General features: G+C 62.8%; 22 protein-coding genes and 1 tRNA gene. 8 read left to right on the top strand and 15 right to left on the bottom strand.

Translation table 11 applies throughout. The annotated features are described in order from the left end of the window. Positions 1-12: 12 nt before the first annotated feature. Positions 13-885, bottom strand: a complete 873-nt coding sequence (gene speE / locus F0184_RS02350) for a polyamine aminopropyltransferase (protein WP_150494041.1) — start codon at positions 883-885, stop codon at positions 13-15. Beyond that, positions 882-1,400, bottom strand: a complete 519-nt coding sequence (gene speD / locus F0184_RS02355) for an adenosylmethionine decarboxylase (protein ID WP_150494043.1) — start codon at positions 1,398-1,400, stop codon at positions 882-884. Before speD ends, speE begins: the two co-directional genes overlap by 4 nt. 139 nt (positions 1,401-1,539) lie before the next feature. On the opposite strand from speD, the gene F0184_RS02360 reads away from it, so the two are divergent. Continuing rightward, a complete protein-coding gene (locus F0184_RS02360; protein ID WP_244298954.1) occupies positions 1,540-2,139 on the top strand; it encodes a GNAT family N-acetyltransferase in 600 nt (199 codons plus the stop codon). 108 nt (positions 2,140-2,247) lie between these two features. Then, positions 2,248-3,090, top strand: coding sequence for a substrate-binding periplasmic protein (locus tag F0184_RS02365; protein ID WP_172971951.1), 843 nt, complete (start codon positions 2,248-2,250; stop codon positions 3,088-3,090). 107 nt (positions 3,091-3,197) lie between these two features. On the opposite strand, the gene F0184_RS02370 is transcribed toward F0184_RS02365, so the two are convergent. After that, entirely contained in the window at positions 3,198-3,959 is a 762-nt protein-coding gene (locus F0184_RS02370; protein WP_150494049.1) for an SIMPL domain-containing protein, read from the bottom strand. Between the two features lie 149 nt (positions 3,960-4,108). Then, positions 4,109-5,167 (bottom strand): AI-2E family transporter, encoded by a 1,059-nt coding sequence (locus tag F0184_RS02375; RefSeq protein ID WP_150494051.1) that lies wholly within the window; start codon positions 5,165-5,167, stop codon positions 4,109-4,111. Between the two features lie 339 nt (positions 5,168-5,506). Between F0184_RS02375 and F0184_RS02380 the strand changes: the two genes are divergently transcribed. Then, positions 5,507-5,583, top strand: a tRNA-Ile gene (locus tag F0184_RS02380). Between the two features lie 29 nt (positions 5,584-5,612). Here F0184_RS02380 and F0184_RS02385 read toward each other — a convergent pair. From F0184_RS02385 to hutI, 10 genes are all read right to left on the bottom strand, one after another. Continuing rightward, positions 5,613-6,872, bottom strand: coding sequence for an FAD-binding domain-containing protein (locus tag F0184_RS02385; protein ID WP_150494053.1), 1,260 nt, complete (start codon positions 6,870-6,872; stop codon positions 5,613-5,615). Further along, positions 6,859-7,743, bottom strand: coding sequence for a methyltransferase family protein (locus F0184_RS02390; RefSeq protein ID WP_150494055.1), 885 nt, complete (start codon positions 7,741-7,743; stop codon positions 6,859-6,861). The genes F0184_RS02385 and F0184_RS02390 overlap by 14 nt, the downstream gene beginning before the upstream one ends. Then, positions 7,740-8,576: an SDR family NAD(P)-dependent oxidoreductase gene (locus tag F0184_RS02395; protein WP_172971952.1), complete on the bottom strand. Its 837-nt coding sequence runs from the start codon at positions 8,574-8,576 to the stop codon at positions 7,740-7,742. The genes F0184_RS02390 and F0184_RS02395 overlap by 4 nt, the downstream gene beginning before the upstream one ends. 75 nt (positions 8,577-8,651) lie before the next feature. After that, positions 8,652-10,202, bottom strand: a complete 1,551-nt coding sequence (locus F0184_RS02400; RefSeq protein ID WP_150494060.1) for a TRAP transporter large permease — start codon at positions 10,200-10,202, stop codon at positions 8,652-8,654. Next, the gene (locus F0184_RS02405) at positions 10,199-10,702 is read right to left on the bottom strand and encodes a TRAP transporter small permease subunit (RefSeq protein ID WP_150494062.1); all 504 of its coding nucleotides are present in this window, start codon (positions 10,700-10,702) and stop codon (positions 10,199-10,201) included. Before F0184_RS02405 ends, F0184_RS02400 begins: the two co-directional genes overlap by 4 nt. A 212-nt stretch (positions 10,703-10,914) precedes the next feature. Then, positions 10,915-12,012 carry a TRAP transporter substrate-binding protein gene (locus tag F0184_RS02410; RefSeq protein ID WP_150494063.1) on the bottom strand — a complete coding sequence of 366 codons (1,098 nt, stop codon included), beginning with the start codon at positions 12,010-12,012 and terminating at the stop codon, positions 10,915-10,917. A 50-nt stretch (positions 12,013-12,062) separates the two neighbouring features. Then, positions 12,063-13,736, bottom strand: a complete 1,674-nt coding sequence (gene hutU / locus F0184_RS02415) for a urocanate hydratase (protein ID WP_150494064.1) — start codon at positions 13,734-13,736, stop codon at positions 12,063-12,065. Continuing rightward, entirely contained in the window at positions 13,729-14,562 is an 834-nt protein-coding gene (gene hutG, locus F0184_RS02420; protein WP_150494065.1) for an N-formylglutamate deformylase, read from the bottom strand. Before hutG ends, hutU begins: the two co-directional genes overlap by 8 nt. Continuing rightward, positions 14,549-16,105: a histidine ammonia-lyase gene (hutH, locus tag F0184_RS02425; protein ID WP_150494067.1), complete on the bottom strand. Its 1,557-nt coding sequence runs from the start codon at positions 16,103-16,105 to the stop codon at positions 14,549-14,551. Before hutH ends, hutG begins: the two co-directional genes overlap by 14 nt. Beyond that, entirely contained in the window at positions 16,102-17,307 is a 1,206-nt protein-coding gene (gene hutI, locus F0184_RS02430) for an imidazolonepropionase (protein ID WP_150494069.1), read from the bottom strand. The genes hutH and hutI overlap by 4 nt, the downstream gene beginning before the upstream one ends. Before the next feature lie 82 nt (positions 17,308-17,389). On the opposite strand from hutI, the gene F0184_RS02435 reads away from it, so the two are divergent. From F0184_RS02435 to F0184_RS02450, 4 genes are all read left to right on the top strand, one after another. Further along, entirely contained in the window at positions 17,390-18,781 is a 1,392-nt protein-coding gene (locus F0184_RS02435; protein ID WP_150494071.1) for a formimidoylglutamate deiminase, read from the top strand. Between the two features lie 17 nt (positions 18,782-18,798). Beyond that, entirely contained in the window at positions 18,799-19,500 is a 702-nt protein-coding gene (locus tag F0184_RS02440) for a histidine utilization transcriptional repressor HutC (protein ID WP_150494074.1), read from the top strand. A 110-nt stretch (positions 19,501-19,610) separates the two neighbouring features. Next, positions 19,611-19,874, top strand: coding sequence for a hypothetical protein (locus tag F0184_RS02445; protein ID WP_150494076.1), 264 nt, complete (start codon positions 19,611-19,613; stop codon positions 19,872-19,874). Positions 19,875-20,352: 478 nt separating this feature from the next. After that, entirely contained in the window at positions 20,353-20,862 is a 510-nt protein-coding gene (locus F0184_RS02450; protein ID WP_208998280.1) for a c-type cytochrome, read from the top strand. 170 nt (positions 20,863-21,032) lie between these two features. On the opposite strand, the gene F0184_RS02455 is transcribed toward F0184_RS02450, so the two are convergent. Further along, positions 21,033-21,251 carry a hypothetical protein gene (locus tag F0184_RS02455; RefSeq protein WP_150494078.1) on the bottom strand — a complete coding sequence of 73 codons (219 nt, stop codon included), beginning with the start codon at positions 21,249-21,251 and terminating at the stop codon, positions 21,033-21,035. Positions 21,252-21,503: 252 nt separating this feature from the next. Here F0184_RS02455 and F0184_RS02460 point away from each other — a divergent pair, with 252 nt between their 5' ends. Beyond that, the gene (locus tag F0184_RS02460) at positions 21,504-22,823 is read left to right on the top strand and encodes a ferredoxin reductase family protein (RefSeq protein ID WP_172971954.1); all 1,320 of its coding nucleotides are present in this window, start codon (positions 21,504-21,506) and stop codon (positions 22,821-22,823) included. Positions 22,824-22,942: the final 119 nt, after the last annotated feature.

Here is a 22,942-nt window from a genome sequence, read left to right on the forward strand (position 1 = left end):
CCTTGGAACGCCTCAGACCTTGGCCCGGCCTTCCTCCACCGCGTCACGGATGAAGCGGGGCAGGGCGAATGCGGCCAGATGCACTTCCGGCGTGTAGTACTTGGTCTGAAAGCCTTGCGCCTTGAACCGTTTCTCCAGAACGGCGAGCGGAACGTCCCGCAGCGCGGCGTGGTCCGATGCCCAGCCGAGCGCCATATGGCCGCCGAAATAGGTCGGAATGGCCGCGATATAGGCCGCCGCATCGTTGAAGATCCGGCCGAAGCGGGCGATCGACGTCACAAGCTCGTCTTTTTGCAGAAAGGGGACGCCGTTTTGCGTGACCATCACGCCGCCAGGCGTCAGGCACTTGTGGACGGCCGAGTAGAACTCCTGCGAGAACAGGATCTCCCCCGGTCCGTGCGGGTCCGTGCTGTCGACGATCACGACATCGAACTTGCGATCCGTTTCGGCGACGAACTCCATGCCGTCCGCGATCACCAGTTCGAACCGGGTGTCGTCGAACACGCTGGCGTTGAACTCGGTGAAATGCAGCTTGGAGAAGTCGACGACGGACCGGTCGATCTCGACCTGGGTCAGCGTTTCCACGGTGCCGTGTTTGAGCACTTCCTCCGCCAGCCCGCAGTCTCCGCCGCCAACGATCAGGACATGCCGCGGCGAGCCGTGGGCGAACAGCGGCACATGAGACATCATCTCATGGTACATGAACTCATCGGCGGTGGTGACCTGGGTCACCCCGTCGAGCATCAGCACCTTGCCGAAGACCGCATTTGTAAACAGGACGAGGTCCTGATGCTCGCTGCGGTCCTGAAATAGAATGTCGTCACAGGAATAGCTGACTTGAACGCCGGGATAGAGCGTTTCGTTGAAGGTCAGTCCGTCGCTCATTCGACTTCTTTGCCTCTCAAGAGTTCCGAGACATGCGACCGCCCTGGCGAAAAGGCCGCGTTCAAGACGTCAACACACTTTTCCGGCTTCGCATCGCCGCACATGAAGACGTCGAATGCCGCATAGCCGGCCTCCGGCCACGTGTGAACCGAGATATGGCTTTCGGCCAGCACGGCCACACCGCTCACGCCGGCCGGCTCGAACGGATGCAAGTGGATATGCAGCAAGGTGGCGCCGGCCTCGTCGACACAGCGGCGCAGCGTTTCTTCCATATAAGGCAGATCATCGAGACGCTCGGCGTCATAAAGGTCGATAATCAGGTGCGCACCAGCGCAGCGGACCCCCGCCTTCTCAATGAAGTGGTCCAGACGGTCGACGGGCTGAATGGCCTGCGACGCGGCGGATGTATGGTCTTCCTTCTGGGTGGTGCTTCTTGGCTCGGCAACGCTGTTCGCGCCTTCTGCAACACGAGCCTCCAAGTCCATCCCCAGTTGGAAGAGGGCGGTTTTTGGCATTTCGCTCTCCCCAACCAGCAGATGAAACCCGGCTTTCATTCCGGAGCGCACGCTATACAATTTCCAGGGTGGAATCTCAACAACCGATTTCCATGTTATCATTTAGCCGGGCAAATAAATGTGTGAAGCTGGAGGGAAAGTGACTGTCGAGATCAAGGCGCTGACCGAAGAACATCTTGTTCGGGCCCTGCCGGAATTGGCGCGGCTGCGGATATCCGTCTTCCGCGACTGGCCGTATCTTTATGACGGGACAGCCGACTACGAGCAGAAATATCTGGCGCGCTATGCCGGAATTGAGGGAGCCGTGATCGTCGGGGCCTATGATGGCGATCTCCTTGTGGGCGCCGCTACGGGGATGCCGTTGGACGAGGAGGTCCCTGAATTCCGGCAACCCTTCGAAGACGCTGGTCTCAACCCGTCCGGAATTTTCTACCTGGCCGAATCCGTTCTCGCACCCGGCTACCGGGGCACGGGGATCGGGCATGCGTTTTTCGACAAGCGCGAAGCCCATGCCCGGCGGTTCGGGTTCGAGCGGGCCGCCTTCTGTTCGGTGATCCGCCCGCAGGACCATCCCTTGAGACCGGCCGGTTACCGGTCCCTCGACCCCTTCTGGACAAAACGGGGCTACCGTCCCCTGCCGGATGGGATCGTGCATTTTCCCTGGAAGGACGTTGACCGCGAAACGGAAACGGAAAAGCCGTTGCAGATCTGGATGGGTCTACTACCTGGGCTTCGTTGAATCGGGTCAGTTTTCGTGTTTGAAGTGTCAAATGGAAGGGAAGGGCCGACCAGCTTCGGAACATCGGGAACGATTGTGAAATCAAAAGGCTTTAGCAACGGACCGAGCGTGTTGGCGCACCGGCTTGCCGCGCGGTTTGCCGGAAGCGCCTTAGCGATCGTATTGCTGGGACTATCGGGTTTCGTTCACGCGCCACTTGCCTCTGAATTTCGCCTGATCACATCGCCCTGGCCCCCGTCCAGTTTTTGGGATCAAGCCGGCAATCCGGCCGGAATTGCGGTGGACGTGGTGGAGGCCCTCAAGAAACGAGTTGGTGTCGACACGCCGATTGAAATCATCCCCTGGGCGCGGGGCTATCTCACGGCCCAGAAAAATCCGAATGTCATGCTGTTCACGGCGGCCCGCACACAGGAGCGTCAGGAGGCCGGTTTCACGTTTATCGGGCCCGTGATCATGTGGTCGCATATCTTGTGGTCGCGGGCGCAAGGTCCGGTTGCTGCGACGGATCTGGACGATATGCGTGCCATGAACGCCACGGCCGCAGCGGTTCGGGGCTCTTGGCAAGCCGACTACATTGCGGACGCTGGCTTGACGTTGGTTGAAACTGATGACCACGCCATGGGCGCGCGCATGCTTCTGGCAGGCCGGGTCGATTTCTGGCTGACTTCAGCGCTTCAAGCGGCCGCGGTTCTGGAGGAGATCGGACAGAAGCCGGCGGATGTTGTTCCAGTTGTGTCGGTCCGGCAGGCGCCAACCTATCTGATGGTCTCCGATGGGTCGGACCCCGAAACGTTGTCAAAATGGCAGGAGGCCTTCTCCCAATTCCAGGCGTCCCGGGAAGCTGTCCGGATCGCGGAGGACTGGAGCGCGCGCTTGAATATCGAGTTGACCTACAAGCCGGATATCGGTTTTGTCGGTGCCGCCATGGCTGCGGACGGGAGCGGTCTGTAGCCGCGTCCCGCCCCGCTCCATCCCTCTCTGCGAAAAGTCCCGGGCCTGCGCTCTGGTCCGTCCCGCACGCCGGATTTCGGGAAGTCTTTTCCAAGACGGTGGACCCTTTAGCCGCCGATCAGCTGCCACGTGATGGTCACGGAGGCCGACAATGTGCTCTCACCGGCCTCGATCGGTGCCGCGTCCGCGGCCATCATGGCTTTTTCCAGCCGCATTCCGACTGGCCGGGGCAGGGTCGCGCCGGCCTCGGAGATCGACATGACGGTTCCCAGTTCGGCGCCGGCGGCCTTGGCGAAAACTTCCGCCTTGTGGCGCGCGTCGGCGACGGCTCTTGTCCGGGCCTCATCCAGCTTGCTGCCTGGATCGCTGACATCGAATTGAATGCCGCCGATCTGGTTGGCGCCGCTGGCAACGACAAGGGTCAGGATATCGCCGAGTTTCTCCAGATTGCGGATGTTGACCTGCACGCCATTGGCGACTTCGTAGCCCACGATCCGCGGTGGATTTCCGTTCCGATTGTCCGAATGGTCGTAGCGCGGATAGATTGAAAAGCCGCTCGTTTGAATGTCGCGTTCCTCGATCCCGGCTGCCTTGATCTGGCTTATGACAGCGCTCAGATCCGTGCTGTTTTGCGACAGGGCTTCGGGGGCGGTCGTGCCGGTGGTCACGACCCGGGTCGTGATCACCGCCATGTCGGGGGCCACATTCACCTCGCCGCGTCCGGTGATGGTGATGTGTGAAACCGGATCGGAGGCCGGCTGGGCGGCGGCCGGAAGTCCGGCGGATACGGCAAGGGCCAATGCGCCACCCAAGGCAAGGAGGGTGCGGGAAATCTTGGGGCCAAACGCGGTGCGGGCAATCTCGAACATTGAAATGATCCGTTGTTTTGCCGGAAGGGACCGGCGTGCTGTGTGACGCGGTTGAGTATTCCGCGCGAAAATGGCGCGGCCATGACCGTTCGGTTCATCCGCGGTTCAGCCGCGCGGCCCGTGCGTGGAGCCGGTGCTTGGAGCCGGTGTCAGGCGCGGGTATCCGGGGCCGGGTCCACATCGCCATTCGCCGACAGCAGGACCGCCACCGGACGGGCGGCGGGGATCTTGGCGCAGATGATCACGATGACGACGGTTAGGGGCACGCACAGAACCATCCCGACAACGCCCCAGATCGCGCCCCAAAGCGCCAGCGAGAGCATGATCACCACACCCGACAGATTGAGGCTCGATCCCATCAGCCGCGGCTCTATCAGGTTTCCGATGGAGAACTGGATGATGCCAAGGCCAATCGCGATCACGAAGAACGGGGTCAGTGTTTCGAAGTAAACCAGGGCCAAAAGGCTGGGGAAGATCACACCGATCAGCGATCCGATGGTGGGGATGTAGTTGAGCAGGAAGGCGATGAACCCGAACAGGGCGGCATAGGGAAGCCCCATCACGATCAGAATGCCGCTGGTCAGGGCCCCGGTCGCAATGCTGACCGCCGTCTTGATCCCGAAATAGTGCCGGATGCTGCGGTTGATCTCGGAGCGCATGCGGAAGGCCGCCTGGGCCTGTGCGCTGTCGGGAAACAGCTTGGCGAATTTTGTGTCGAAGGTGGATTGTTCCAGCATGAGGAACAGGGTGTAGATGAAGACAAGCGACGCCGAACCGGCGATGGTGGTCAGAAACGTCGCGCCCGCCGAAACGAGCCGTTGAACCCCGCCGTCGGGAAACAGATCGGACAGTTCGATCGGATCGTTGAGGTTCAGGTGGCCCGCCACCTGTGCCACGATCGCCTCCAGCCGCGCCTGATAGGCGGGCGCGTCGCGGGCAAGCTCGGTCAGGTTCGCGGTGACGATGTCGATGATGACGATGCCGGCCGAGAAGATCGCGATCAGCGAGACCGGCAGGGCCACCCAGCCCGGCAAATGCGCGGTTCCGAACGGGATCTGGCGCACGGCCTCCGCCAGCGCGTTGATCAGGTACCAGACGACAAGCGCGATAACGAAGGGAATGAGCAGTGAGCGCCCGACCACCAGCAGCCAGCCGAACACGGCAATGGAAACCAGACACAGGGTGAGGGTGAGAAGCGGAGAGCGCATGGACCTGCCGGAAAAGGATGAGAGGGCGAACGCGGACCCGATATGCCTAGCGCAATTCCCTGTGAGGTTGAAGCGGTGCGCTCCCCTCCGACCATGATAAATTGCGCGCACTTTTAACGTGTTAGACCCACTATTCCGGATCCGGCCGATCACGGCGCGTGTCCAGCCCGGAATGGGATGCCCCGGCGTGCAAATCATGCCGTGACCCGTCGCGGACCGCGGTTTCAAGCGGGCGCTGCCGATCCGGTTCGCGCGCAAACCGTCTTGCTCCCGCTCAAAGCATGGTATAGTGGATGCACGTCGATCCGGCATGCGCCTCAGGGGTGCCCGCGGTCGCATGGGCCTGTAGCTCAACTGGTTAGAGCCGTCCGCTCATAACGGATTGGTTGGGGGTTCGAGTCCCTCCGGGCCCACCATTTTCAGCTCACATCACGTACGTACCGACTCACAGCCCTAACCGCTCCAGAATTTGCGGGATCTTGGCCTTGACCTTGAAAAAGCCGGCGGTCGCGTGCGGCCAGACGAGGTCGTCATAGGGGCGGCGGAACTGGATCAGCATGAGACCGGCCGCCGCCAAATCGGCCGCGGCGGCGCGAAGCGCATCGCCGACCGGCCCCGCCGGCGCATAGGCGGTCGCGATCATGTTGGCGTCGGCGGCTTGAGCCAGCGCGGCCAGTGCCCCCGTCCAGTTTTCGGCGGGCAGGACGATCCCCGGATCCAGCCCGAAATGGCGCGCCGACCGCGCCAGTCCCTGGTTGACCACGGCGGACGAGAAACGTTCGACAGCGGGCGACACGGGAAGCGGAGAGCGGTGCGCGGCAAGGCTCAAACCGGCCGCGGCCACCACCGTCAGACCGCCGGTTTCCCAGCTTTCCGGATGGGTGTCCTCCTCCGTGATCAGCAGGACGCACCGGCCTGACCGGGGCGGCGCGCTTGCTGCCGGGATCGGCACCCGTCCCCCGAGCGGTGGCTCGTCCAGCGGTTCTGCGGCGCGCGCAAGGCCGTGTGTGTCGCGAAACCGTCCGCCCGTATACCGGGCGATGTTGTCCGGGATGGCGAGATAGGTCTTGCCTTTGGTGTGGAGCCCGCCGACCCAGCGCCAAGACAGGGTGTTGGAGGCCGGGTCGCCGTCCAGCAGATGCCGGTAGAAGAAATCCGCGCCCAGTTCCCAGGGCAGGCGCAGGGTGAAGATCCAGATGCTGGCGAACCACATGCGCGCGTGATTGTGAAGATAGCCGGTTTCGGTCAGTTCCTTTGCCCAAGCGTCGAAACAGGCGATCCCGGTGCGGCCTTCGACGGCCTCGCAATAGGCCTTGCGCAGACCGCTGTTGGCGTCCAGCGCCGCGATCTGGTGCGCAAGGGCGGTCCGATAGCGGATCCAGACGTCCGGTCTTTGCTCCAGCCAGCCCTTGAAATAACCGCGCCAAAACACTTCTTGAATGAACTTCTCCGCCGTCGACGCGCTGAACCGGTTCAAGGTGGCGGCCAGAACCTCTTCTTCCAGAATCACCCGATGGCGGATCCAGGGAGACAAGGCGGAGATGTTCGACCGGTTGTCCGGGCCGAAATCGTGATTGCGCGTGTCCGCGTATGTCCGGCCGGAGCTCGGGACGAACCGGCGGAGCCGCTCCAGCGCGGCCTCCCGTGCCGGGTCCCAAGACCGGATCGTGTCGGCGGTGTCGGAAATGAGATCAAGCTGGGTCATTGGCTATCGTGCCGTTGGTGGAAGGCGCTTGGCGGGTCCGCGACCGCAAGCGCGGCAGGAAATAGGGGGTATGGGCGCGATAGGCCTCGAATTCGGCGCCGAACATCCTTGTATAGCGCCGCTCTTTCAGAACCGGTGCGCACACGCAATAAAGAGTGAGCAGGCTGGCCAGCAGGAGCTGGTCCGGGGTCCAGGTCGGTACCGTCCACAGGGTCAGCGTGAAGGACAGATAGATCGGATGGCGCATGACGGCGAACAAGCCGGCGGATGGCATGGGCGGGAATTGGGGCCGTACCCCGCGCGCCAGCGAGGCCCAGCCCAGAAGGCCGCTTTGGACTTCCGCGCCGGCATCGAACGAGGCCTTGATCAACAAAAGCCAGCAGGCGCCGTAGAGAAGCCCGAACAGCCAGAGCAGCGCGCCTTCCGCCTGCCACCAGACGATGCCGCTTGGCGTCCAGAACACGAACAGCAGGCCAAGCTGGATGGACGCGACAAGGGCATAGGTGGTCGTCGCGAGGGTCTTGCCGGTGCCCGCCGGGGCGAGCCCCGCAAGAACCTTGCCGCCCGTCCGGGTCAGCAAAAAGGAATGGCCGAGCGGGAACTGGGCGATCAGTGCGGCGTTGACGAACCAGCCCCAGGGACTGGGCACGGCGCCCAGGCTCCTGGACATGCCGAACCACATGGCGGCGATCATGGCCAGAACGGCAAGACCGAACATTGCATGGCACAGGCCACCATACACAAGCGCTAGAGCGAGGTCGCGCCTGGTTTGGGCCGCGGATCGCGGCACCGGATCGGCGGTCATCGCGCGGCGCAGGGGCGGAAAGGCCTTGAGCAGCGACAAAAGGCTTCGCACGGCAGGCCGGCTCATCCGTTGCGGCGTTGCAAGCTAGCGGACAGATCCAGTCCGCGTTTCAGGCCGCCGGCAAAGGCGGCGCGCAGATCGGCGGCGGGCTGCAAGACGCGGCCGGGCCCTTTTTCGACAATGAGCGTGCGCCTTTTGCCAAGCGCATCGAGCGCCTTGCGGGCCACTTCGGCCGGGTCCATCGCGCCGGGCAGGTCTCCGCCGGAAAAACCCGCCGTGCGGCCGAAGCCGGTTCGGGTCGCCCCCGGGCAAACGCACAGGACGTCCACGGGCTCCGGTCCGAGCTCGGCGGCAAGCGCTTCACTGAACGACAGCATGAACGCCTTGGTGGCCGCATAGACCGCCAGTTTCGGCACGGGCACGAACGCGGCGGAACTGCCCATCAAGATCAGTCCGGCCGGGCGTTTGGACGTTCTGGCCCGGTCCGTCATGCCGGGCAGAAGCGCATGGGTCAGCGCGATAACGGCGGACAGATTCAGCTCGACGGTCTTGAGATGATCCTCCACCGAGCGCTCCAGGAAGCTGCCATAGCTGCCCATCCCGGCATTGGCGATGACAAGGTCGACGCTGGCTGCCTCGGCCGCGTCGATGACGGCGGCGCGCCCGTCGGCCTCCGTCAGATCCGCTTCTACCAGGCTTACCGATCTGCCCTGGGCCTCCAGCTCAATCTGGACGTTGGCGAGCGAAGCTGCGTCCCGCCCGGTGAGCACGAGATGGGTTTCACGGGGCAGGGCCCGTGCGAAGGCTTCGCCAATGCCGCGGCTCGCGCCGGTTATCAGGGCTGAGGTCGGAGCCTTGCGCTTTCGTTTGCAGATCGTCATGACGTGGCCTTTCCGCATATGTCTCCTGACATCTACGCGCAAAGGCCGCATCGGGATTGCTTCTGCGTCAGCGTGACCACATCGGCGTGGCGGTCAGTACAGCAAGCGTGGCAGCCAGGTCGCGATGACCGGGAACGCCCACAGGATCGCGACAGCAACGATCTGCAGTCCGATAAAGGGCACAACACCCCGGTAGATCTGGCCGGTGGTGATTTCCCTGGGTGCCGCGCCGCGCAGGTAAAACAGCGAGAACCCGAAAGGCGGCGTCAGAAACGAGGTTTGCAGGTTCACCGCGATCAGGACCGTGAGCCAGATCGGGTCGATGCCCATCAGGATCAGCGGCGGGATCAGGACGGGCAAAAGGATCACAGAGATTTCCACGAAGTCCAGGAAGAAACCGAGCACAAAGACAAACAGCATGGCGAAAATCAGCGCCCCGGTCGGCCCGCCAGGCATGTCCTTCAGGATCTCGTGCACGCGGTCTTCGCCGCCAAGGCCAACGAAGACGAGGCTGAAGAAGCTCGCCATCAGGATGGTCGCGAAGATCATCGAGGTGACGGTCAGAGTCGACAGGAGCGAGGCTCTCAGAAGCCCGGCCTTGAAGGCCGCGGTGAGAATGCGCAGCACAACGCCCAGGGCAAACAGGGCGAGACCGGCGTAACCTGCGGCCAGAACATAACCGGCAGGCGTGACATCCGAACGCTGCAGCCGCACGGGAAATGCAGCGGCGGCGAAAGCGAGAACAATCAATGCGGCGGTGGCCGCCAGAATAAGCCTGGGCGAAATGCCGAGCCTGCGGCCGGCCAGAAGGATCGCCCCGATCGCGCCGACCGAGGCGGCTTCGTTCGGCGAGGCGATGCCGCCGAGGATGGACCCCAGAACGGCGACGATCAACAGGATGGGCGGCACGATGGCACTGGCGATTTCCACGGCCGAGGGCTGCTCGACATTTTCCCGCATGGCGGGCGCGTCGTTGGGAAAAAGCCAGGCGCGCAGGACGATGTAAGCGCAGTAGACGGCCACCAGCAGCAGTCCGGGCACCATGGCGGCGGCAAAGGTCTGGCCGACGGAGATTGTCTCGATCGAGAACTTGCCCTGTGCGTATTGCGCTTGCTGAAAGGCGTTGGACATCACGTCGGCAAGAATGATCAGGAGTGTCGATGGCGGAATGATCTGGCCCAGCGTTCCCGCCGTGCAGACCATGCCGGAGGCGAGTTTCGGGTCGTAGCCATTGCGCAGCATGGTCGGAAGGGCAATCAGTCCCATGGCCACGACGGTCGCGCCGACGATGCCGGTCGAGGCGGCAAGCAAGGCGCCGACCAGAACCACGGACACTCCGAGCCCGCCGCGCATACGGCCGAACAACCGGCCCATGGTCTCCAGAAGGTCTTCCGCGATCCGGCTTTTTTCCAGGATGACGCCCATCAGGACAAACAGGGGTATGGCGGTCAGCACCGGATTGGTGAGCACTCCGAAAAAGCGCTGGCCCATCGCGCCCATGAACTGGATCGAGAAATCGCCCAGAGCCCAGCCCAGCAGTGCGAAGCCGGTCGCAACCCCCGCAATGGTAAAGGCAACCGGATAACCCATCAGGATGAAGGCGATCAGGGCGCCGAACATGATCAAATCGAGGGGAAGGGTCATTTGGTGGCGACCTTGAGGCGGAGGATGTCACGGAAAAGCGCGGCGAGGCCCTGGATCAGAAGCAGAACGCAATAGGCCGGTATGAGTGACTTCAAGAGAAAGGAGGCGGGGATGCCGCCGACCGAGATCGGGCCTTCCAGAATGGCCCAGCTGCGGGTCACCGTGGGCCAGGAGTAGATCAGCAGCACGACCAGCGCCGGGGCGAGGAGAAAAAGATGACCGAACAGGTCGATCCAGGCCTGCCGCCGTTCTGTCATTTTGGCATAGAAGATATCCACCCGAACATGGGCGTTGACCAAAAAGGTATAGCCGGCGCCGAGCATGAAGATCGCGGCGTGAAAGTACAAAACGCCTTCATCCAGAAAGATGAAGCTGTACCCGAACACATAGCGCAAAAGCACGATCCCGAACTGCAGCAAGAGCATGCCAAGCGCAGCCCAGCACATGACATGACCGATGGCGAAGTTGATCCGCTCCAGCGCTCCCGCCAGTTTATCCATCGCGGTTGGTTCCTGTTTTCACATGCCGCCTCGCCGCCACCCGCGGCCGGGTCCAAGCCTGCCCGCAGCGCAATGGGGCGAAATCCAAATCGGGATCTCAGCCAATGGCGGAGACAACGGATTGGGCCGCATGGTCAAGCCATGGGATGTCTGTTTGGCCGAACGCCAAGCTTGGATAACCGCAGTGGATCTGCGGTTATCCTATTGGGGCATCAGTTGTACTGATAGTCCAGCAGCCGGGCGTTCATCTGGCCATTGTCGGCATAGGGCATGTAGCTCTTCATCAGTTCCCGGTAGCTCAGGAAACTTTCGGTGATGCGCTTGACCAGTTCATCATCGTCCGCGCGCAGGTCGGCGATCACTTCGCCGGCGGCATTGCCCATGGCGATGATCACGTCGTCCGGCAGCTTGCGCACCATCACGCCGTGCTCGGAGACCAGTTGGCTCAGCGCTTGGGCGTGCTTGGTGTTGTACTCTGTCAGGACATCGTTGTAGAGGCTGGCGCAGGCCTGGCGCACGGCTTCCTGCAGGTCGGCCGGAAGGGCGTTGAAGGTTTCCAGGTTCACCGCGCATTCCTCGGCCGAAGACGGCTCTCCGACCCCTGGCCAATAATAGTTCTTGGCGATCTGGTAGTAGCCAAGGGCGCTGTCGGTCCACGGACCGATGAACTCGCCCGCATCCAGCGCGCCCGATTGCAGGGCCTGGAACATCGCCGGGCCGCTCATGGCCTGAACCGCCATGCCGAGCTTGGTGCACATTTCCGAGGCCAGGCCGGTGGAGCGGAACTTGAGGCCCTTCAGGTCATCGACGCTGTTGATCTCGTTGCGGAACCAGCCGGCCCATTGCGGTCCCGAGTTGCCGCACAGGAACGGCTTCAGATTGAACCGGGCATAGATTTCGTCGTAGAGCGCCTGCCCGCCGCCATGGATGAGCCAGCCGGCCTGTTCCGGTGCCGTCAAACCGAAAGGCTGGGATCCGAACAGCAGGATGCCCTTGGACTTCGAGCCCCAATAGGCCGGAACCGCATGATAAAGATCGGCGGTGCCTTCCCCAACCGCGTCGAAGACGCCGTTGCCGGGCACGATCTCGCCGGCGGCAAACAGTTTCACCTCGATCCGTCCGCCCGACAGCATGGTGATCCGGTCAGCCAGCAACTGGGCCGCAACGCCCGGGCCCGGCAGGTTCTTCGGCCATGCGGTGACCATGCGCCACTGGCGGATGTCCTGGGCGATGGCCGGCGCGGCGAGCGCGGTTGCCGCCGTGGCGGCGGTTCCAGCGACGCCAGCTTTCAAAAAGTCCCGTCTTTTCATTGTCTTCCCCTCGTTTCAAGGTTGATGGCAAGAAGCTGTCCGGCCGTGGGTTATCTCCCAAGAATACCCGGCAGGTTGAGCCCCTGTTCTTTCGCGCAGTTCAGCGCGATCTCGTAGCCGGCATCGGCATGGCGCATCACGCCGGTGGCCGGATCGTTCCACAAAACCCGTCCGATCCGCCGGTCGGCATCTTCGGTGCCGTCGCAGCAAATCACCATGCCCGAATGCTGGGAAAAACCCATGCCGACGCCGCCGCCATGGTGCAGCGACACCCAAGTCGCGCCGGAGGCTGTGTTCAAAAGGGCATTCAGGAGCGGCCAGTCGGACACGGCGTCCGACCCGTCCTTCATCGCTTCCGTCTCCCGGTTGGGGGAGGCGACCGAGCCGCTGTCCAGATGATCGCGGCCGATCACGATCGGTGCCTTCAACTCGCCGGTGCGGACCATCTCGTTGAAGGCAAGGCCGAGCCGGTGGCGCTGGCCGAGCCCGACCCAGCAAATCCGGGCGGGCAGGCCCTGGAACGAGATCCGCTCCCTTGCCATGTCCAGCCAGTTGTGCAGATGCGCATCGTCGGGAATGAGTTCCTTCACCTTGGCGTCGGTCTTGTAGATGTCTTCCGGGTCGCCGGAGAGCGCGCACCAGCGGAACGGCCCGATGCCGCGGCAGAACAGCGGCCGGATATAGGCCGGCACGAAACCCGGAAAGGCGAAGGCGTTTTCCAAGCCCTCTTCCATCGCGACCTGGCGGATGTTGTTGCCGTAATCGAGCGTTGGAACGCCTGCATTCCAGAAATCGACCATCGCCTGTACATGGACCTTCATCGAGGCGCGGGCAGCTTTCTCGACCGCTTTTGGATCGGTTTCAGCCTTCCCGCGCCATTCGGCGACGGTCCAGCCCTGTGGCAGATAACCGTTGACCGGATCATGCGCCGACGTCTGGTCGGTGACAATATCGGGCTTGACGCCGCGCTTCACGAGTTCCGGGAAGATATCCGCCGCATTGCCGATCAGGGCGACGGATTTGGCCTCGCCGGCCTTGGTCCAGCGGCCGATCATCTCCAGCGCCTCGTCGAGCGAATGGGTCTTTTCGTCGACATATTTTGTGCGCAGGCGGAAGTCGGCGCTTTTTTCATCGCATTCCACAGCAAGGCAGCAAGCTCCGGCCATGACCGCGGCAAGCGGCTGGGCGCCGCCCATGCCGCCGAGCCCGCCGGTCAGGATCCAGCGGCCTTTCAGGTTGCCGTCATAATGCTGGCGGCCCGCTTCCATGAAGGTTTCATAGGTGCCCTGCACGATTCCTTGCGTGCCGATATAGATCCACGAGCCCGCGGTCATCTGGCCGTACATGGCCAGGCCTTTCTTGTCGAGTTCGTGGAAGTGATCCCAGTTCGCCCAGTTCGGCACCAGATTGGAATTGGCGATCAGAACGCGCGGGGCGTCCTTGTGGGTCTTGAAGACACCGACCGGCTTGCCGGACTGCACCAGCAGCGTCTCGTCGTCTTCCAAAGACTTGAGGCTGGCTACGATCCGGTCGAAATCCTCCCAGGTGCGCGCGGCCCGACCGATCCCGCCATAAACCACCAGCTCATGCGGGTTTTCCGCGACATCCGGGTGCAGGTTGTTCATCAGCATCCGCAAGGGCGCTTCGGTGAGCCAGGACTTGGTGTTGAGGTCGGTGCCGGTCGGCGGAAAAACGTCACGGGCGTTGTGGCGGCGGTCAGCCATGGGTGGTTTCCTCGGATGTCTTTTTGTGTGGCTTAAGCGCGGGCGCAAGATCGGCCAGCGCGAACAGAATGGTTCTCAGATGGCCCCGCAGACGCTCGGCCTTTGCCTCGTCATAGGCAAAGGGCGTGTCCTCGGTGGCAAGGTGGGTCGATTGGGCCAGTTCCATCTGGATGGCGTGGATGCCGGTGTCCGGCCGGCCATAGTGGCGGGTCGTCCAGCCGCCCTTGAAACGGCCGTTCAGGATCGAGGTGTAGCCCGCAGCGTTACTGGTCAAATCCACGACCGCCTGTTCGATCTCTGCTGCACAAGTGGTGCCGCCATTGGTGCCGGTGTTGAAGTCCGGCAGCGTGCCCTCGAACAGGTACGGCACTTTGGAACGGATCGAATGGCAGTCATAGAGGATTGCGATGCCGTGTCTGGCGCGCACGCGCTCCAGCTCGGCCTCGAGCGCGGCGTGATAGGGCGCGTGCCAGGCGAGCCGCCGGGCTTGGATTTCGTCTGAACCCGGCTCCTTGCCGTCCAGATAGATCGGGCAGCCATCGAAATCCGTTGTCGGGCACAGCGTGGTGGTGTTCTGGCCGGGATACAGGCTGGCATCTTCCGGGTCCCGGTTGGCATCGATGACATAGCGGTGGAAGTTGGCCTTCACCATGGTCGCGCCGGGCAGCAGGCCAGTATACAGCCGATCCACATGCCAGTCGGTGTCTGCCAGCTTATGGCCAGTTTCGTTCAGGTTAGCCCAGATCTTTTCCGGCACGAAGGTGCCCGCATGAGGAACGCCCAGAACGACCGGGCTGTCGCCGGGGATGATCTCAACGGGCTGCATGCGGCACTCCCAGCTTGAACAGGTGATCTTCCGACAGAACCGAGACCAGCGCGCGCGCGCGCAAAAGCCCAGCGGCCGTTTCCAGATCCGGCGCCAGATACCGGTCTTTCGTCAGCGGAGCGACCGAAGCGCGCAGTTTTTCGATGACGGATTGAAGCGCCGGGCTGGTCTTGAGCGGCGCCCGGTGCTCGATGCCTTCAACCGCGCAGAGCAACTCGACGCCCAGAATATGCGCAAGGTTGGCCGTCATGCGCAGAAGGCGGCGCGCGCCGTGGGCGGCCATGGAGACATGGTCCTCCTGGTTTGCGCTGGTCGGTGTGGAGTCCGTCGAACAGGGATTGGCGAGGTGCTTGTTCTCGCTCATCAAGGCAGCCGTGGTGACCTCGGCGATCATCATGCCGGAGTTCAGGCCCGGATCCTTGGCCAGAAACGGCGGCAGATCGAACGACAAGGCCGGGTCGACCATCAGCGCGATGCGGCGCTGGGCAATGGCGCCGAGTTCGGCAATTGCAAGGGCGATCTGGTCGGCGGCAAAGGCGACCGGCTCGGCGTGGAAATTGCCGCCGGAGACGATCCGGTCCGCCTCGACCAGCACCAGCGGATTGTCGGTGGCCGCATTCGCCTCGATTTCCAGCGTGGTGGCCGCCATGCGCAGAAGATCGACACAGGCCCCGGCCACCTGCGGCTGACAGCGGATACAATAGGGGTCCTGGACGCGGGTGTCGCCTTCCCGGTGGCTTTCGCGGATTTCTGAACCCTCCATGATGCCGCGCATGGCGCTTGCGACTTCAATCTGGCCCCGGTGGCCGCGAAGCTCATGGATTTCGGCCAAAAGCGGCGCGGTCGAGCCCATGATGGCATCGGTGGACAGACTTGCGGTGACCAGCGTTGCTTCCGCCAGCCGCCAGGCGTCGAACAGGCCAACCAGCGCGCAGGCTGTCGAGAATTGCGTGCCGTTGATCAGACCGAGGCCTTCCTTCGGGCCGAGGACAACCGGTGTCAGACCCGCGCGTTTCAAGGCTTCCCCGCCGGACACGCGCTCGCCTTCGAACTCGGCTTCGCCTTCGCCGATCAGCGCAGCGGTCATGTGGGCCAGCGGTGCCAGATCCCCGGAGGCACCCACCGAACCTTGCGAGGGCACCACCGGGGTGACGCCTTTGTCCAAACAGTCCTCAATCAACTTCAAGACCTCGAACCGGACGCCGGAGGCACCCCGGCCAAGCGAGAGCAGTTTCAGGACCATCATCAGCCGGGTGGTGGCGCGGTCGAGCGGCTCGCCGACGCCGCAGCAATGGGACAGGATCAGATTGCGCTGCAACGTGGCGGTGTCTTCCGCCGCGATCTTGACGCTGGCCAGCTTCCCGAAACCGGTGTTCACGCCGTAAACCGCCTCGCTGCCACGGGCGGCCTCAGCGACCCTTTGCGCGGCCAGATTGATGGCCGCTTCCGCCGAACGGTCGATCCGGACGGAGCGTTCGTCGCGGTAAACCACCTCCAGATCGGCCAGGGTGGCGGATCCCGGGGTGAGGGTAAGGGCGCTCATTCAGAGCCTCCAAAAATGCGTTTTTCCAGGGAGTTGAAACCGATGCGGTAGCTGAGCTCGGCCGGATGGGCGACGTTCCAGACTGCCAGATCCGCGCGCTTGCCGGTCTCCAGCGTGCCGCGGTCGGTCATGCCCAGAGCCTTGGCCGCCTCGCGGGCTACGCCCGCAAGGGCTTCTTCCGGTGTCATCCGGAACAAGGTGCAGCCCATGTTCATGGTGAGCAGAAGGGAGGCGAGCGGCGAGGAGCCCGGATTGCAATCGCTGGCAAGCGCCATCGGAACGGTGTGCAGGCGCAGAAGATCGATTGGCGGGGCCTGGGTTTCCCGCAGGGTGTAAAACGCGCCCGGCAGGATGACGGCGACGGTGCCGCTGGCGGCCATCGCCCTGACGCCCGCCTCATCGAGATATTCCAGGTGATCGGCGGACAGCGCGCCATAGGACGCGGCAAGCGCGGTGCCGCCAAGGTTCGACAGTTGCTCGGCATGCAGCTTCACCGGCAGGCCGAGGCCTTTCGCCTTTTCGAACACACGGGCGATCTGCTCCGGCGAAAAGGCGATGCCCTCGCAAAATCCGTCGACAGCGTCGACCAGACCTTCGGCGTGGGCCGCTTCCAGAGCGGGCAGGCAGATGTCCTCGAGATAGGCGTCCGCCCGGTCTTTGTAGTCTGCAGGGACCGCATGCGCGCCGAGAAACGTGGTGCGCACGGTGATGGGCCTCAGGTCCCCGATCCGGCGGGCAACCCGCAGCATCTTCAGTTCTGTGTCCCGATCCAGGCCGTAGCCCGATTTGATCTCGAGAGCGGTGACGCCTTCGGCGATCAGCGCGTCGGCGCGGGTTAGTGCGCCGTCCAGAAGTTCGTCTTCGCCGGCATCCCGCGTCGCCTTGACGGTGGAGACAATGCCGCCGCCTGCGCGCGCCACTTCTTCGTAGGTCGCGCCTTCGAGCCGCATCTCGAACTCGCGCGCCCGGTTGCCGCCAAAAACGAGGTGCGTGTGGCAATCGATCAACCCGGGCGTAATCAGGCGCCCGCCGAGGTCTTCCTTTGGAAAACCGGCAAAGGCCTCAGGCAATCCTGTTGCCGGGCCCGAATAGGCAATCGTTTCTCCGTCGATGGCCAGAACGCCGTCTTCGATCAAGCCATAGGCCTCGATGCCATGGATGAGGGTTGCCAGTCTGGCGTTCGTCAGCAGGCGCTGTGGCACCGGACGTCTCCCGCTTGATTAGATTGCGATAAAAGATAATATGCATGCACATATTAACGTGTCAACGAGGGAATAAACCGGCATGCCCACGGCGCAGGACACCATCCTTTTCGCAGATAAGGCGCTGCTTCCAGACGGGTGGGCGGACAATGTCCGCGTTGATATTTCCGCTGATGGCCGGATTTCGGCTGTTGAACCGGATGCCCGTCCCGCCGGGCAGCAGCAAGCCTGCAACGCCGGAATATTGTTGCCGGCGCCGGCCAACTTGCACAGCCATGCCTTTCAGCGCGCGATGGCCGGGATGAGCGAGCGCCGCGGCCAGGAAACCCGCGACAGTTTCTGGACCTGGCGGCAGATCATGTTCCGCTTTCTCGACACCTTGACACCGGAGGATGTCGAGGCGATTGCCGCCTTTGTTCAAATGGAAATGCTCGAAGCCGGATATGCGGCCGTCGGTGAATTTCACTATCTCCACCACCGGCCGGGCGGAGCGCCTTACGACCATTTGGCCGAGATGTCCGAGCGCATCGCGGCGGCGGCCAGCCAGACGGGCATCGGCCTGACCCTGTTGCCGGTGCTTTACAGGTACGGCGGCTGCGACAAGCGCCCGCTGGCGCCGGGCCAGATCCGGTTCGGCAATGATTTCGACCGGTTCCAGAAGCTGCATGATCAGGCGGGCGGCGTTTTGAAGGCATTGGACGGCGATGCCGTTCTGGGCGTTGCCCCGCATTCGCTGCGCGCGGTGGATGCGGATAGCCTTCAAGATGCCGTCTCGCTGGCCGGGCAAGCGCCGGTGCACATGCATCTCGCCGAGCAGGTCGCCGAGGTGGAAGAAGTTCTGGCGGCCACCGGTAAACGGCCGGTCGACTGGCTTTTGGACAATCATGGGGTCGGCGGGACCTGGTGTCTCATTCACTGCACGCAGATGACACCGGAGGAAACGCGGAGCCTGGCAGCCACGGGAGCTGTTTCCGGCCTCTGCCCGATCACGGAATCGAGCCTCGGCGATGGCATCTTCGACGGGGTGCGGTTTCTGGAAGCGGGCGGCCGGTTTGGCATCGGATCGGACTCCAACATCCGCATTTCCCTGTCCGAGGAGTTGCGCACTCTCGAATACTCCCAGCGTTTGCGCGACAAATGCCGGGCCTCGGTGGCAACGCCTGAAAAATCCACGGGCCGGGTCTTGTTCGATGGCGCGGCCGCAGGCGGGGCGCAGGCCTGCGGCCGGGCATCCGGGCAAATCGGAGCCGGCTATTTCGCCGATCTCATCGCGCTTGATGCCAATGCGATCGACCTGGAAGGCCGTGACGGCGACGAGATCCTTGATGCCTTTATCTTCGCGGGCGACGACCGGATGGTGCGGGACGTCTGGTCGGCGGGGCGGCATGTCGTTGCCGGCGGGACTCATGTAAAAGGCGAAGCGATCCGGGACCGCTACCGGTCCACCATGAGAGCGCTGCGCGCCCGCCTTTGAAACGGAGCCGACATCCCGTGACCTTGACCGACACAAATTCATGGACCGGGATCCGCGAGGAGCTTTTGCGCCGGATCCACGACCGGATCTGGGAGCCGGGTTCGCAGATCCCGCATGAAGCCGATCTGGCGGAGGAATTCGGTTGCGCGCGCACGACCGTGAACCGGGCGCTCCGCGATCTTGCCGAAAGCGGTCTCGTCATCCGTAAGCGCCGGGCCGGTACACGGGTCGCGCTCAATCCCCCTCAACGGGCGACGTTGACCATCCCGATCATCCGTGAGGAAGTGGAGGCACTGGGCAAGACCTACCAGCACAGCCTTCTGGAACGCGCCTGTCAGCCGGTCCCTCCGATCCTTCACGGCGTGTTTCATGCCTCGCTCGGCGAGGATGTCGTTTATCTGAAAACCCTGCATTTCGCCGACGACCGGCCTTACGCGTTCGAGGAACGCCACATCAATCTGAAGGCTGTTCCAGAGGCGCGCGCGCGCAAGTTCGAAGTTTCAAGCGCGAATGAATGGCTGGTGCACAACGCGCCTTACAGCCGGGGCGAGCTGTCTTTTTCGGCGCTCAACGCCAGTGACGAAACGGCCCAGATCCTTGACTGCACCCCGGGGACCGCGCTTTTTTCCATGGAACGGATTACATGGATGGGCGAGGAGCCGATCACCCATGTGAAACTGATTTTTGCCCCCGGTTACCGCATGCACTCCGTCATCTGAAAAACCTCAAGTTGCAACCGCGCTGCAATCAATCTGACGTTTCGTCATGTTTCTCCGTTCTGTATTCTTGCGGTGTATTGCGGGCCGGGAGGGCAAGCTGGGAGGGCAACATGCGCACAGCAAGCAAGCAAACACGGACAACAGAGATCGCGCCGGGGCTTTATGCCAATGTCGACCACATTGTTTTGGACGGCATGGATCGGCAAGGCGTCGACTATGTGGCCGAAGTGGTCTGGTTGAGCGACGCCGAGGGCAATCGCAAGGGCAGCTTTTATTGTTCCTGCACCTCCGGAGACTGCAGCAAGAGCGCCTATTGCGACACCGGAATTGAGGTGAACTGCGACTGTATACGGTGCACGTTCAGTTGTTCCTGAATGCCCCGAAATCCCGGGCAATGGCACTCCGGGGTGCCCGCACCGGCTGATGGGGGGCGAATGTGGTGGCGTTGAAGCATGCTCGGGTCTGGCGTTTCCGGTGGTCCCCCACCGCCCGTTCCATATGCGCGTATTGCTGTTGGCATTCGTTTGTTGTGTTTTGGCGCTGATCCATTCGCTTGGACCGGCCCTGGTGGCGTGTCGACACCCACCCCAGGCCTATTCGCCCGCAACACCCATTTCCCAAATATTGTCCCGGACGTCGGCAACGCCTAACGCCGTGTTGTTTTTGCACATCCGTCTCCAGACGATCTGGATGCTATCCAACATGATGATCCGTGCCACGAGTGGGCGCCGGAACCCAGGACATTCTGGGTGCACGTGGCGCCTGGTTCTTGCAGACTTCATGGCCGCCTGCTACCTGTCCATCACCGTTTCGGGCCTCTTGGCTGTGTCAACATCCTGGTAACATGACTGGATGATGGATTTATCCTTCAAAAAGGCGGCAGGCGGGGCCGGGCTTCTTGCCCTCGGCGTCGCCGCTGTTCTGGCCTTTGACGCGGAGCGGGTGTTCGATCTGATGTCTCCGGATCCGGTCGGGCTTTTCCGTCCCGACGATCCTGACGTGGTGCGCCGCGGGGAGGCGCTCTATCTTGCCCATTGCGCATCCTGCCACGGGCGTCAGCTGGAAGGCGCGCCAGACTGGCAGACGCCGCAGGCGAATGGGCTGATGCCTGCGCCGCCACATGATGAAACCGGTCACACCTGGCATCACTCGGATCAGCTTCTGTTCGACATGACCAAATACGGCATCGGCCCGGCAATCGGAGACCCGCGCTATCGATCCGAGATGCCAGCCTATGAAAGTGTTCTGAGCGACGTCGAGATCATCGCCATCTTGTCTTTCATCAAGGCCCAATGGCCACAGGAGATCCGTGCAAGTCAGGACCGGTTGAGCGAACTTGCCGGTTCGCATCCGGTCAGGTGAACCAAACCCGGCCGAGACTGCTGGCCGCAATTGCTGGAATGGGAAAGGCGGATCGAGGCCTGGCCCACCGGGCCGTCCATCTGTCCGATGTGCGTTCACACGGCCGACTGATCCGGCCAATATAACGCCGCGGGCCCACACCCGCGATGCCCGTAAACTTGCGGATCCACCTACTCCTGGGTGTCTTTATCTGGATCGGCCGCTTCGCTGGACGGCTTGTAGGTCAGAAGGTAGGCCCAGGCGGCGTAGACGGCGATGGCGAGCACGACGTAGCCCCACATGGCGTTGTCGAAATAAAACTCCACGCCCGCCCAAAACACACAAAAGGCAACGAGCACAATCCGCCGCCACAACGGGTCGAGAAAAGGGTGTTCCGTCTTGCCAAACATGGTTTTGGCTCCGCCATCAGGATAGGAGGGTGAGGTCAAGCGGTGCCGGTCAGATCCGCCTGTCGCCGCCCATATGGGCCGGAACCAACGGGAATGCAATGAAAACATGCCGCGCATGAAACCGGCCTTCAGCGGTTCCAAAGTGGTGACATTTGACGCATGTCATCGCGGGCTCCCAATCGGGCAGCTTTTCTCGGTTCCGGACGGACCGGGCCGGGGGCCCGGCTCTCACAATCGGGTCTTGGAGCTCATATGGGCGGAATAGCACTGGCAGGTCTTTATCTCGCCATCCTCTTCACGCCGCTCGGTCTGGCGGGTCTGCAGGACAAGCCGGCACGCCCGCTCTGGGATGATCTGGCGGCCGGCTTCGGCATGCTGGCCTTCACGATCATTCTTGCCGAATTCCTGCTGTCAGGCCGGTTTCGGTCGGTTTCCGGCCATGTTGGACTTGATGTCACCATGCGGTTCCACCGGCTTCTGGCGCGAACCTGTCTGCTCTTGGCGATCCTGCATCCGTTTTTGTACAGCCTGCCTTTCTCTTATCCCCTGCCATATGACCCAACCCGCCAGCTAACCCTGGCGCAGCCAGGTGTCAGCCTGGCAACCGGCGTCGTAGCCTGGGTTCTGCTTCCAGCCTTCGTGCTGGTGTCCATCAGCAAATCGGCTGTCTTCAAGACTTACGAGGGGTGGCGGCTTGGTCATGGCCTGGGAGCGGCCCTGATCGCCGGGTTCACGTGGCACCATGCGGTTTTTTCCGGCCGCTATTCGCAAGACCCGGTCCTGGCCGCGATCTGGACTCTCTTCCTTGCGCTGGCTCTGGCGTCCCTGGCCTTTGTGTATCTCGGCCGGCCGGTGCTGCAAGCACGGCGTCCCTGGCGGGTCAGCGGGATCACGCGTGCTGCGGAGCGGACGTGGAATGTGGTGATCAAACCGGAAGGGCATGGCGGCCTGCCCTTCAAGGCGGGTCAGTTCGTCTGGCTCAATATCGGCCACAGCCCCTTTTCCCTGCATGAGAACCCCTTTTCCATCGCATCCGCGCCGTCGCCCGGCGGTGCCATGCGTTTTGTCATCAAGGAGCTCGGGGATTTCACGTCGACAGTCGGCTCGATCCCTGTCGGCACGCCCGCCTATATCGACGGGCCCCATGGACATCTCACGCCCGCACTCCGGGATGCTCCGGGACTGGCGTTGATCGCGGGGGGAGTGGGGATCGCCCCCATGCTCGGGATTTTGCGGGACCTGGAAGCGCGGGGCGATTCGCGTCCGGTGGTTCTGATTTACGGGAACCGGACTGCGGACCAGATTGTCGATGGCGATGTGTTGCTCGATATGAGCCGCCGGAACGCGGTGGATGTCGTTCATGTGCTTGCTGAACCAGGCCCGGACTGGCAGGGCGACAGCGGTGTCATAGATGAGGCTTTGCTGGCGAGATATCTTGGTCACGCGGAACAGCTGCAGTGGCTTTATGTCCTGTGCGGGCCACCCGCCATGCTGGAGGCCGTGGAGCAGATCCTTCTGGATCGGGGCGTTCCCCGGTCAAACATTCTGTCGGAGCGTTTCAGCTATGACTGACCGTCGGCGTCGACCCCTCCGGTTTCATCGTTTGCGATCGTCCCAAAGGCTGGTCCTGCTCTGGCTGATCCTGAATGCGATGGCCTTCGCGGCGGCGTTGCTTTTTGCGCTCAGGGGGT

It is taken from the genome of Roseibium aquae, assembly GCF_008711285.1.
Taxonomy (GTDB): domain Bacteria; phylum Pseudomonadota; class Alphaproteobacteria; order Rhizobiales; family Stappiaceae; genus Roseibium; species Roseibium aquae.